The organism is Cellvibrio sp. GW822-FHT04B05, from assembly GCF_058800985.1.
The window spans coordinates 622,284-635,113 of record NZ_JBXAMU010000002.1 but is presented as its reverse complement, the minus strand read 5'-3'; the positions used below and the strand labels follow the sequence as shown (position 1 = coordinate 635,113).

11 protein-coding genes are annotated in these 12,830 nt (G+C 46.6%); 7 read left to right on the top strand and 4 right to left on the bottom strand.

The genetic code is table 11. The annotated features are described in order from the left end of the window. Together AC1RJL_RS08295 and AC1RJL_RS08290 are read left to right on the top strand one after the other, a co-directional pair. Positions 1-1,203 (top strand): HmuY family protein, encoded by a 1,203-nt coding sequence (locus AC1RJL_RS08295; RefSeq protein ID WP_492912806.1) that lies wholly within the window; start codon positions 1-3, stop codon positions 1,201-1,203. 301 nt (positions 1,204-1,504) lie between these two features. After that, on the top strand, positions 1,505-1,891 hold the full coding sequence (locus AC1RJL_RS08290) for a DUF6488 family protein (protein ID WP_492912804.1): 387 nt from the start codon (positions 1,505-1,507) through the stop codon (positions 1,889-1,891). Between the two features lie 372 nt (positions 1,892-2,263). Here AC1RJL_RS08290 and AC1RJL_RS08285 read toward each other — a convergent pair whose 3' ends face one another. Then, a complete protein-coding gene (locus AC1RJL_RS08285) occupies positions 2,264-3,076 on the bottom strand; it encodes a polysaccharide deacetylase family protein (RefSeq protein ID WP_492912802.1) in 813 nt (270 codons plus the stop codon). Between the two features lie 677 nt (positions 3,077-3,753). On the opposite strand from AC1RJL_RS08285, the gene AC1RJL_RS08280 reads away from it, so the two are divergent. Further along, positions 3,754-5,994 carry a cellulase family glycosylhydrolase gene (locus tag AC1RJL_RS08280; RefSeq protein WP_492912800.1) on the top strand — a complete coding sequence of 747 codons (2,241 nt, stop codon included), beginning with the start codon at positions 3,754-3,756 and terminating at the stop codon, positions 5,992-5,994. Between the two features lie 386 nt (positions 5,995-6,380). On the opposite strand, the gene AC1RJL_RS08275 is transcribed toward AC1RJL_RS08280, so the two are convergent. After that, entirely contained in the window at positions 6,381-7,055 is a 675-nt protein-coding gene (locus AC1RJL_RS08275; protein WP_492912798.1) for a pyridoxamine 5'-phosphate oxidase family protein, read from the bottom strand. Positions 7,056-7,159: 104 nt separating this feature from the next. Between AC1RJL_RS08275 and pdxR the strand changes: the two genes are divergently transcribed. Continuing rightward, on the top strand, positions 7,160-8,617 hold the full coding sequence (gene pdxR / locus AC1RJL_RS08270) for a MocR-like pyridoxine biosynthesis transcription factor PdxR (RefSeq protein WP_492912796.1): 1,458 nt from the start codon (positions 7,160-7,162) through the stop codon (positions 8,615-8,617). Positions 8,618-8,674: 57 nt separating this feature from the next. Here pdxR and AC1RJL_RS08265 read toward each other — a convergent pair whose 3' ends face one another. Continuing rightward, positions 8,675-8,830, bottom strand: coding sequence for a hypothetical protein (locus AC1RJL_RS08265; RefSeq protein ID WP_492912794.1), 156 nt, complete (start codon positions 8,828-8,830; stop codon positions 8,675-8,677). Positions 8,831-9,283: 453 nt separating this feature from the next. Here AC1RJL_RS08265 and AC1RJL_RS08260 point away from each other — a divergent pair, with 453 nt between their 5' ends. From AC1RJL_RS08260 to AC1RJL_RS08250, 3 genes are all read left to right on the top strand, one after another. After that, a complete protein-coding gene (locus AC1RJL_RS08260) occupies positions 9,284-10,249 on the top strand; it encodes a cellulose binding domain-containing protein (protein ID WP_492912792.1) in 966 nt (321 codons plus the stop codon). Positions 10,250-10,296: 47 nt separating this feature from the next. Then, positions 10,297-10,860 (top strand): hypothetical protein, encoded by a 564-nt coding sequence (locus AC1RJL_RS08255; protein ID WP_492912790.1) that lies wholly within the window; start codon positions 10,297-10,299, stop codon positions 10,858-10,860. A 242-nt stretch (positions 10,861-11,102) separates the two neighbouring features. Then, entirely contained in the window at positions 11,103-11,438 is a 336-nt protein-coding gene (locus AC1RJL_RS08250; protein ID WP_492912788.1) for a type 1 pili tip component, read from the top strand. 19 nt (positions 11,439-11,457) lie between these two features. Here the strand turns inward: AC1RJL_RS08250 and AC1RJL_RS08245 are convergent, their stop codons facing one another. After that, entirely contained in the window at positions 11,458-12,789 is a 1,332-nt protein-coding gene (locus AC1RJL_RS08245; protein WP_492912786.1) for an MATE family efflux transporter, read from the bottom strand. Between the last annotated feature and the right edge of the window lie 41 nt (positions 12,790-12,830).

The following is a 12,830-nucleotide window of genomic DNA, read 5'->3' as shown; positions in this document are numbered from 1 at the left end:
ATGAATTTTTTGAACATACAACAACTTAAAGTAACGGCCGTCCTGGCCGTCTGCCTCGCGATGGTCGCCTGTGGTGGTTCAGGTAGTGGATCCTCCACGCCTGCCAGCAGTTCAAGTGCTGCACCTTTATCAAGCTCTGCTGTTAGTTCCAGTGTGGCAGTGGAGTCAAGCTCAGCACCAGCGTCTTCCAGTTCTGCCAACCCGATTCCTTTAACAAATGTCGAACTTGGTACCGGTACAGCTGCTGCCCCGACGTTTGCATATTATGATCTGGATACCAGCAAAAAGTTAACGCTGACCGAAGCGGAGGCGGCTACCAATAAAGAGTGGGATATCGCATTTCGTCGTGACAAGATTTATTTGAATGCAAAAGCGACTACTCCGGTAAAAGCGTATGCCACTGGCAACAATGCTGATTTTTTTAATGCGAATAAAGCACCAATAACGGAAAAATTCATCAATGCAACTGCCGATAGTGAATTGCCGGATTTTAATGCAGTAGTTGCTGCATCGATTCCTGCGGATACCTCATTCATTACTGACAAAGAAGAGAAAGCGATCGGTGCAAAATTCTATAGCTATAACATGACTACCCATGTTGTTACCGCCGATCCTACTAAATCATTCATCGTGTTCTCCGATGGCAATTACAGTAAAGTTCGCGCTAAAGCATTGACCAGCGCAGGCCGTACTATGAGTTCGATTACGCTGGGTGTTTCTTTCCAGGATGTTGCCCGCGGCGATACGACTTTTATGTCAGAAGTGGATGTAACAGTTGATGCTGTTGCCTGTACCGGTGATTTATATGTTGACCTGGATACGCAAAAACCAGTTGGCGCAAATGATAATTGGGATATCTCTATTCCTTGTGTGACTGTTGGTGCAGATACCGGTGCAAGCTTTGAGTTGAATATTGCAGCAGATGCAACTGCGATAGCAGATGCTACCCCGAGTTACACTGGTATTGATAAGACTGCTCACAGCTTTATGGGGTTTCAGCCTAATGTTGCCAACGTCTTATTCTTCGGTACTTATCCATGGTATCAATACAATGTCAACCCGCTTCTTCCTCACTATCTTTACTCGCAATTCCAGGTCTATTTGATTAAAACAGCAAGCGCTACCTACAAGTTTCAAATTATAACTTATTACGCTGGATCGGGCGCCTCAGGTACCTACGGTTTCCGTTATCAATCGTTGTAATGTTGAAAATGACTAGCAATAAAATTGCCAGGGTCAGTGTTTTTTTATGCGTTTTAATTCACCAGTATTGACGGATGTTTAACTGCAAGTAATGCTAACGAAAAGGCTAGGTCTGTTAAAGACTGGCCTTTTTTCTTTTGCAGAACAATCGGCCTGATTAGGTGTCAAATATTTGATTAGGTTCTTGTCAGGAAAACTATCAATAGAACAGTAATTAGGATTTGTGGTCGGTTTAATAAAGGCATAAGCTACCGACGCTGTTATTAGACTAATAAAGATCAACCATAAGAGAGGAATTACGATGAAAAACCGGTTATCGGCAAACTTGTTATCTGCCATGTTACTTGGTGCGTTATGTATCACCCCCGCCGTAATGGCTCATGAGGGGCATGACCACAGTTATGTTACCGAATCTAACGCTATTGCAATCGGAAAAGATACGGCAACCCATTTCACCCAAAATGATCCGGGGTTTGGTTTCGGCAAGCTGCCGGTGAGTTGGCGTGACCTTCCGGCCGCCAATGCCAGACTGCTCAAAAATGGTGATGGTTACTACATAGTGACAGTAACTAATGAAGCAGAGAAAAAGACACTCTTTGTGCTGATGACCTCAAACGGGGATGTCTACGATGCGAACTTCACCGGTGAGTTTAAGCAATTACAAATGCATGACAAAGGGCACCACTAAATAAGGCTGTTACAACTTCCGGTCATTGTTGTGATCACATTTTCCCAAAAGCGTATAGGTCAGCCCTATACGCTTTTTTACATTATTAGTACCAGATTTGTCCGTTGATGGCCGATAAGGGAGAGAACCTATGGAGAAATTCTTATGGAAGTATTTATTTCGCCGTTCCAGGATCTTGTAATCGCCAGCCGTAAAGCGAACCGATTCCTGCGGTCTTGCCAGAGGCCTCATCAGCACCGGTGAACCCCACAAATTCTGCCGCCACAGATAGTCCTTCGGTAGCAAAAGAAGCATTGTTGAAATCGAGTAAAGAACAGTTGTTTCTTAAGATATAAAAACGCCCCGGACGGGGGGCGTTTTTGAAGAGGAATGTTACTTTCCAGCTTGTTGTTCTTTTACATAAGTCATGATGTTTACAAAGGTATCTGTCCAGTAAATTTTTTTATTATCGGCTAGATATTTCACCAACTCTTCATGTGCTTCTTTAGACACAACAATGTGGTCGCCACCAATACCGTGAAAGGTGAAGTTGGCCATAGTGCCTTTTGCGGCAGCCCTTTTTACAGCCGCAATCAATTGCGCACCCGTCACATCGCTGGGGAAGTCGACACCGACGGCGTAAGGGTCAAGTGTTTTCATATCAGGTGTAACCCCACCGCTTTTTGCTTTTATCGCAACAAATTCGCTCTTTAATCCATCGACGTAGTTACTGCCACCCGCATTCAAATCAATGCATGGCGGTGTGTAGGTGCGCTGTGTTTTTCCATCAATCGCGTGCAGGAATGCGTTAGTCACTTTCACCTGGTCTTGCATTTGAATCACGCTGACTTTATCCAGATCCCGGTCTGCAGGCACCCATTCGCGGCCTGGGGCATTTCTGGAGCACTGATGGAAAATACTGTGGTTGCCGAGTTCATGGCCTTTCTGAGCGGCTGCCCGCCAATCACCAAGACGAGTCGTAAGGGTAGGGCTGACAACGTTTAAATAAAACGTACCTTTAATACCGTATTTATTCAGTATAGGGATGGCGCTATCCAGTTGGCTGTCAAGGGCATCGTCATACGCGAGGTTGACTGCCGCTTTAGCACCGTTAGGCCAGACAAACGATTTTTCCGCTGCCAGCGCGGTGTGTGTTCCCAGTATCAGGCCAATACCGATTAGTAGTGAAGGTAACTTTATTGTCATTATTGCTATCTCTAGTCAATGGATTGTTGAGGAAACAACGATAGCTATTTCTTGCAGGATTATCTATAACCAACCCAGGCAGTTCATGGGATACATTGCGTAGTACTTCTTCCCTGGCTGTAAGCAATGTGTGAATGGGATGTCCTATGTAATCAAAATCGCCACGCCTGATTTATCACAGCGCAGGATAAATTTTTCGCCCACTGCATGTTGGCGCCCGCGTTACAAATCATCTGCTTAAAGATAGTTATACTTTTAATTTCATTATTTGCAGCAAAACTTCGTTTCTAATTATAAAAAGATATTAGTACTTGTTAATTGGTTCTCAGAAAGTTGTCGGAATAAAAATGAGAATGACAGCGCTGTCTAAAACAGTAAGACAAATAACAATAATAACATTTATGTTTTTTTAGGCGACATCTCTCCAGCCAAAAGTCATTGATGTCCCGTTTGTGATGAGCAGGCGGAGGCGTTGTTCAAGACCGTAACACCTTGGTTTTTACATCGAATGTGATCGGATCACGGAGGCGGCGGCCCATTGTATCCAGGTGGCTGTGTCTTGGTTTGCGGCAGTGCGAACGACAGGAGTGTGTGACAACGACTCACCCTTTTAAAGGGTAAATCAACAATAACGAGGGGTATTTAGCCCTTTTTTCAAACAATCAAGGAGACAATACATGATTACTCCGCCCAAAAAGAATCTGAGCCTGCTGGCAGTGCTAAGCCTTTGTACTATAGCGATGGGTTACAGCAGTGCGGCTTCTGCTGCCTGTACCTACAACATCGATAATGAGTGGAATACTGGCGCAACAGGTACTATCAATATCACTAACTCTACCAGTGCGGCGATTAATGGCTGGTCGGTAAACTGGCAATACACCACGAACCGTTTAAGCGGTTCGTGGAACGCCAATGTGTCAGGTAACAATCCTTACACTGCCAGCAATCTCAACTGGAACGGAACACTCCAACCTGGCCAAACCGCGAGCTTTGGTTTTCAGTTGGATAAAAATGGTGGTGCACTCGAAAGACCAACTGTTAACGGCACCGTGTGTGCTGGTGGTACAACTTCTTCGGTTGCACCTTCTTCGGCTTCAGTCGCATCATCATCCAGACCTTCGTCAGCTGCCGTAACGTCATCATCCAGGCCTTCTTCTGCGTCGGTCGTAAGTTCATCAATCAGCTCTCTATCAAGTTCTGCGGCGCCTTGTGCACAACAATGTAATTGGTACGGCACTGTCTATCCTGTGTGCGTTACCACTACCAGTGGTTGGGGATACGAAAACAACAAAAGCTGTATTTCCAGATCGACATGTACCAGCCAGCCTTCGCCATTTGGTTTGACTGCCGCCTGTGGCAATTCATCCAGTGTCCTGAGTTCCAGCAGCCGTTCAAGTTCGTCATCGTTAATTCCTTCCAGCAGTTCGCGTTCCAGCTCATCAAGCATCGTGACCACCAGCAGTTCTGTTCGTTCTTCCAGCTTGTCCAGCAGATCTTCATCAAGCAGCAGTTCGGTGGTTAGTACCGGTGGTGTATTCGCTGTTGATGCAACCGGCAACATTACCAAAAACGGTGAAGTCTTCCCGGTACGTTGCGGAAACTGGTTTGGTCTTGAAGGTCAACATGAACCAAAAAATGCGGAAAATAATGCCGACGGTGCGCCGATGGAGTTATACGTAGGCAATATGTGGTGGGCAGCTACCGGTCGTACCATCCAGCAGACAATGACTGAAATCAAAGCGCAAGGTATCAACACCATTCGCTTGCCAATTGCACCGCAAACGCTGGATGCAAATGATCCGCAAGGTAGGGGTGACATCCGTGCCGGCGGCGTGTTGAAAAACCATCCATCCGTTCGCCAAACCAATGCGCGTCAAGCTTTGGAGGATTTCATCAAACTGGCCGACCAAAACAATATCGAAGTATTGATCGATATCCACTCTTGCTCTAACTATGTTGGTTGGAGAAAAGGCCGTCTGGATGCGCGTCCACCCTATGTTGACGCAACCCGTGAAAGTTACGATTTCACTCGCGAAGGTTATTCTTGTGCACCGGTTAGTACTCCCGGCGTGGTAGTGCAGGAATACAATGAAACCAAATGGTTGGCGAACCTGCGGGAAATTGCTGGCCTGTCAGCCAAACTGGGTGTGGATAACATTATCGGTATCGATATTTTCAACGAACCATGGGATTACACCTGGGCAGAGTGGAAGAGATTGTCTGAAAATGCTTACGCTGCGATCAGCCAGGTTGACCCTAACATGCTGATTTTCGTAGAAGGTATTTCTGCCTCGGCAAATAATCAGGACGGTACACCTGAAACCATTACCCAAGTGCCGCACGGTTCTGAAGAATACAATCCAAACTGGGGGGAAAACCTGTTTGAAGCGGGTACCAGCCCACTCAACATTCCAAAAAACCGTTTGGTTTATTCTCCGCACACCTATGGTCCATCGGTATTCGTACAGAAGCATTTCATGGACCCACGTCAACCAGCCTGTGAAGGTTTGGAAGGTGATGCAGCAGGTAATGCCAAGTGCAATATCGTAATTGATGAAGCCAAACTCAGAGCCGGTTGGGATGAACACTTCGGTTATTTGCGTGCGCAAGGTTATGCGATGGTTGTGGGTGAGTTCGGCGGTAATATGGATTGGCCACAAAAAGGCAGCATCTCTGATCGTACCAAGTGGAACCACATCACCACTAACGTAGACCAACAATGGCAACAAGCGTTTGTTGGCTACATGAAAGAGAAAAATATCCAGGCGTGCTATTGGTCTATCAACCCTGAATCGGGTGATACCCATGGCTGGTATGGTCACTCTTACGATCCTGTTAGCAATGAATCCGGTTGGGGTACCTGGTTGAGTTTCGATGCACGCAAAACTGCGCTGCTGAAATTACTCTGGGGTAACTAATCAGTAATTGGTTGATGTATAAAAAACCGGAGCTGATGAAAATTGGCTCCGGTTTTTTTATTGTTGTGAATAGTTGTAACCCACCGTTGACTCGCTGGAATGCCAGTGACAGACTGCCAACTGTTTTACATCCCCCATATTTTTCCAACCTACACAGGAGCCTCAATTATGACCGCAGCCAACAGGCAGCATTGGATCGTATTGATGAATGGGCCAAGTGGAAAGTGTTGCATAAAGCAGCTGCTGCGCGTGCACAGAAAAAGCGCAGGGATTTTAATTTAAATTGGTTTTATTTTAAAATTTTTTGTTGAATAAAATCTAACAGTCATCAAAATAATATTGATGTCTGTTAGATTAAAACTAAATTTTAAAGTTGGAAAAGTAAATCAGGTTTTTTTCGTCCATTGCTGTACATAAACTGGCACCGGTATTTTTACGGGGCTGTGTTGTTCGATATTACTTTGTATCGGTTCACCGTATTTTATTGTCATCGGCAAGACTCCGGACCAAACCGGTAGGTCAAGATCCTCCGGTTTATCCTCCGGGCCGCTATTGTTAATTTTGGTTGCTGCTTCAGTAAGTGGAATTCGCAACACACTGGTGGCTGCTAATTCATTGGCATCACCCGGGCGTGCTTCATGTTTGCGGCCAGCGGCAATTTTGTCCATAAATGCATCTAGTGCGGCCACCTTTTGTTGGCCTCCATCAACAATTTCAAATGTGCCGTAAATAACAGCGGAGCGATAATTCATCGTGTGATTAAACGCAGAGCGCGCCAATACCAATCCGTCCAGATGCGTAATCGCAATAGAAACCTGGGTTCCTGCTGCCAATATTTTAGTCAAGCGACTGCCGTTTGATCCATGAACATACAGATAATTTTCTTGTCGCCAGCACGCGGTAGGAATGCAATGTGTACTCTCACCATCGTTAAACGCGATGTTGCATAAGTAAGCTGCATCGACAATCTCATAAAGTGTTTTCTGGTCATAGCTCGCACGTTCGGCCAAGCGGCGTACGCGCGTACGTTTAGATGGTGTACCGGGTGACTGCTGGTTCATTATGGTCCTTGTTTGAATGGATAAATTACACGGTTTGAAGATGTAGATTAGCTTGCTGCTGGCTCTATAATAAGATCCACACTTAATAAATTTTTTAGGGCCATATGGATTACCAGTTCCTGTTTGATCAATACAATGTAAAGCAATCCGGCACAAAACAATCGCAACAGCGCCGTTTGTATCATTGCCTGCGCGATGCCATTTTGCGCGGGCAATGCAAAGCGGGTACATCCTTGCCCGGCAGCCGCAGTTTGGCGGCGGAGCTCAATATATCGCGCAATACAGTGCTTTACGCCTACGAGCAATTGATCACGGAGGGTTTATTATTTTCCTCTGGCCGCAGCACTATTGTCTCCAGCGGTTTACCCAGCTTAACAACGGCTGTAACAGATGCGGAGGGTAACAAACCCCGGCAATTGTCTGTGCGCGCGCAACTTACCCCTTGGCCTGCTGATCCGCATGGTTCATTTACGGCATTTATGTCGGGCGTTCCTGCACTTTCGCATTTTCCTGTCGCGCAATGGCGCCGTTGTCTGGATCGTGTTTGGCGGGAGATAAATTTTCAGCAACTCGATTATGCCAACGCTGCAGGTGAACCGGTGTTGCGTGCGGCGATTGCCGAGCACATCACCAGCACGCGCGGGGTGTTGTGTACAGCCGCGCAAGTTTTTATTACCGATGGTACGCAACAGAGTCTTGGTATTTGTGCCCATGCATTGGCGAGTGCAGCTGATACTGTGTGGATAGAGAACCCCGGTTACGGCGGTGCATTCCAATCGTTGAAAGCTGCTGAGCTGAATGTGCGCGGGATTCCGGTTGATGCCAATGGTATTGCGCCCACCGAAAGTGATTGGGAAAAATTTACTCCGAAATTAATTTACACAACACCCTCGCATCAATTTCCATTGGGTATTGTGATGAGTATCGAACGGCGGATCGCATTAATCGAGTCAGCCAAAAAATACGGGTCATTAATTATCGAGGATGATTACGACAGTGAATTTCGTCGCGATGGGCCGCCATTGCCAGCGATGCAAGGATTGATTGCCGATGCCCCGGTGATATACCTTGGCACGTTTAGTAAAACATTATTTCCGGCATTGCGTATTGGTTACCTGGTTGTACCTAAAGGCTTGGCCGAACCTTTTGCAGGGATGTTAAAACTCGGACATTTACGCGGGCGCAGTGCGGATCAACTCGCACTGGCAGAATTTTTACGTAAGGGTTATTTTGCAACGCACCTTAAAAAGATGCGCCGCTTGTATGCCGTGCGTCGCGATGCACTTGTGGTGGCAATTGAGAAATATCTTGCGCGGGTTGTTACCATTTGCGGTGGATCATCCGGCATACACATCACCATCGCTTTACCTGAAACATTGAGCGATGTGGATATCAGTACTGCTGCCTTGGCACAGGGGATATACACTCAACCACTGAGTCGCTTAGCTACCGGCGATATTTTGTGTAATGGTTTATTGCTCGGTTATGCACAGGTCCACGAGGATGAGATGGATCAATACGTTGCAACTTTAGCGATAGTAATTAACGCCAGTAAAAAATGAGCGCGATTATGGGCTCATTTTCTTGCTGTGATTAGATCATCGGATGCAATGGTGGATTTAGATCGCCAATGCTGGTGCTGATATCAACGACGATAATAGCAGCAGCGAAACTACCAGTGATGGCAATACTACTGATGAAATTACCAGAGTCGATATCACGGGTGATGAAAGTAGTGTGAGCAAAGTTCCTGTTATATTGCGTAACGATTTCATAGTATTTCTCCTTAATAGCTACCCGCATTCATTATTAACGCGTTTGATGACTGCCGGGATTTTCAGATTACACCTGCATTAAAAAATATCGTTGTGAGGAATGAGAGCGTAAAACTGTGAAATATTCACTCAATAAAGCGCTTGGGACAGTGCGGTTGTTACTGTTGAGCCATGTGTTTCACGATGTGTTTTGCTATGTGTGATATCGGCTTTACTCTTGCGTGTAATTTTGCTGTAGTCTTACATCAATAAAAATAAGTTGTCCTGTAGTAAAGCCATAACAATAAAGTTTATAAAAAATCTCTCCGTTAAATATCAACCCTTTGATGTCTCTTGTTTATTTGCGTGACAAATGGAACAGGCGATTGATTTGTATCATTACCAAAAACGACTGTGCATTGCGCAGTGGCTTTTTGTTGACTGAATACTCTATTTTTCGTGGAGGAATTATTTATGAGATTATTTTCGGGTTGGGCAAAATCGTTATTGCCTGGATGCTGTGTATTGCTGGCGTTGTATGGCAATACCGCGACGGCGGCTAAATGTGAATACCGGATTGCAAATGACTGGGGTAGTGGTTTTACGGCCAGTATCCGTATCACCAATGATGGCACTGCTCCTGTGTCCGGCTGGTCGGTGAATTGGAATTACACTGACGGTTCGCGCGTCACCAGTAACTGGAATGCCACACTGTCTGGCACTAATCCTTACACTGCTGCGCCGCTAAATTGGAATAGCAATATTGCGGTGGGATCGAGTGTCGAATTCGGCGTGCAGGGAACCAACGGCGGCGGTAGGGCGCAGGTGCCAGTGGTATTGGGCGCGGTGTGTTCAGGCGCGGTTACCTCCAGTACCGCTTCGTCCGGTACAGTTGCATCCAGTGTAGTGCCAGCGAGTTCAAGTGTCAGATCCAGTTCCAGTGCGCCGTCCTCAGTGGCACCGAGTTCGCGTTCATCTTCCAGTATCAGTATTGCTTCTTCTACCCGTAGTTCCATCGCCACATCTGCGTCGGGGCAAGTATGTAATTGGTATGGAACCCTTACGCCACTGTGCGCAACTACCGCCAGCGGCTGGGGTTATGAGAACGGCAAAAGCTGCGTCGCTGTCTCCACCTGTAGTGCGCAGCCGGCACCTTATGGTGTAGTAGGTGCTACATCGAGTGCCGGTTCTTCAGTCGTGGCATCTTCAAGTAGGACAAGTGTTGCCAGTTCCTCGCCTTCATCAATATCGGTTTCTTCATCGCGCAGTTCATCCAGTGCAATCAGCAGTTCGGCGAGCAGCATTCCGCCTATCGTCGGTGGGTGTGATGGTTACGCAACGCGTTATTGGGATTGTTGTAAGCCGCATTGTGGATGGTCGGGCAATGTGCCGGCATTAGTCGCGCCTTTGCAAAGTTGTGCGGCGAATAATGTGATTTAACCCTGCCGAGCAGTTGCGACGGCGGCAACGCACATATGTGCTGGGGAATGGCGCCTTTTGCGGTGAGCGATACGCTTGCATACGGCTTCGCAGCTACATCGAATGGCGATGTATGTGGACGCTGTTATCAATTGCAATTTACCGGTAGCTCACACAACTCGCCGGGTGATCCGGGATCGGCTGCTCTCGCCGGTAAAACCATGATCGTGCAGGCCACTAATATCGGCTACGACGTAGGTGGCGGACAATTCGATATTCTCGTACCGGGCGGTGGAGTAGGCGCGTTCAATGCCTGTTCTGCACAATGGGGCGTTTCCAATTCTGAATTGGGTGCACAATACGGCGGACTACTGGCAGCGTGTAAACAAGAGTTAGGTTATAACGCGAGCCTTGTACAATATAAATCCTGTTTGACCAATCGCTGCAACAGTGTATTTGGTTCACGCGGATTAACAGAATTGCAGCGCGCCTGTACCTGGTATGCAGATTGGTTCCAGGCTGCGGATAACCCTGCACTTAAATACAAAGAAGTTGCATGCCCGGCAGAACTTACATCGCGTTCCGGTATGAACCGCGGAGCATTAAATGATATTAAAACCAGCTGTAATTAAGCGATAAATGCATAATTTATCGCTTGGTTTTTACATACGGTAATTGGTTGGGTAGCTGGTTATCTCATGCATTAATAATCAGGTTAAATTTTTATAAATCTGCCGTTAAATAAAAAAACAATGTGCCCCTGCGCACATTGTTTTTTTATATCTGCGCCTACACTCTGGACTACACTTACCTCAAGAAACGACTGAATAAGCGCAAAAGTTTTGTATTGATTAGTTTGGTGGAGGCGCCAGTTATGTATTTAAAAGAACTTATAAACCAATGGGAGTCCCATGCCCAAGGCGTATTGACGAAAGATACCTACGCTGTTCATTTACGGGCGGAAGATGCAGCAAAAATTGATGCTTTGGCGGAGATGTATCCCAAGCGCTCGAAAGAGCAATTGATTTGCGAACTATTATCGGCTGCGCTCGGGCAATTGGAAGCAAGTTTTCCCTATGTGCAGGGCACTGCCGTAGTCGCGACCGACGAAATGGGCGATGCTATTTACGAAGATATAGGTCCTACCCCGCGTTTTATGGAGCTGACCAGAAAACACCTGGCGCACTACAAAGAGTATCGCGGGGAATAAAAGGGATAGCTGTTCGAATTTAATTATTGTTTACGCTTTTTTGCAATAAAGGGAAATAAATTCCCAAACAAACAGCACGTGCGACTACGTAAATGATAAACGCTATCCACAAGCCGTGATTGCCTGCTATTGGCGCCAACAACCAAACGGCGGTTAAAAATACTAGCAGCGAGAACAATGATGCATTACGCATCGCGCGGCTGCGTGTAGCTCCAATAAAAATTCCATCCAACTGAAATGCAGCGAAAGATAACAGCACATAAATTGCTGCGTAAGGTAAATAGGTTTGTGCTTCATGTTGGATTGCTATCAGTGGATTGAGGGCATTGATAGCGGACGAGCCAAACAGAATGATTAATACCATTAACCCCAGTGCACAGGCAGCCGCGATTTGCGTTGAGACAATAATCGCGCGATTAAATAAAATCCGGTTGCGTGCTCCAATCGTTTTTCCCACCAGCGACTCCAACGCAAACGCAAAACCATCCAGAAAAAAAGCAGAGAAAGAAATAAACTGCAACAATATATGATTGGCTGCCAGGGTTACATCGCCAAATTGTGCTCCCCCGTTGGCAAACCAGCCAAAGCCCGTCAATAAAAACAACGTGCGCCACATAATGTCGCTATTGGTTTTCAATGTGTTGGTAAGGGCAGTCCGATCCAGGATTTTTTCCCAATGGAAAAACCTATCTTTGGTTGATGTATCCGGATGCAGAGACTTAAATAACAGCATACAGCCCACTATGAAACTGATCCATTCGGCAATTAAAGTTCCCAGCGCAACGCCGCGCACGCCCCAATCCAGCACCACGACAAATACAATATCCAACAATAAATTGAGGCCGTTGAGCAATAATTGCAGCCACAACAGCTTGCGTGTTTGCCCCAGTCCGACCAGCGTGCCGATAATCGCATAGGTGCCTAATGTGGCCGGTGCGCCCCAAATGCGAATTTGCATATAGTCGCGCGCGCTTTGCTCAACTGCCGCGCTGCCATCCAACAACCAGAATGCCAATGACGCTAATGGATATTGCGCAATTACCAATACCGCTCCAATTGCGACACCGAGTAACAGTGCGCGTATAAATGTGCTGCGAACTTCCACTTGGTCACCTGCGCCTGCGGCTTGTGCAGTAAAGCCGCTGGTGCCCATGCGCAGGAATCCAAACCCCCAATAGACAAAACTGAAAATCAGCGAGCCCAATGCAATTGCACCCAAAGCTGCTGCATTTCCGGTGTGGCCAATTATGGCGGTGTCCACCAAACCCAGTAGTGGTACAGCGGCATTGGCGAGAATAATCGGTATCGCCATCTGGATAATGGCGCGATGACTGATTGCTTGAATGATCACATTGTCGAGGTTCTTTTTTTAATGGTACCGGTGTTTAGCGG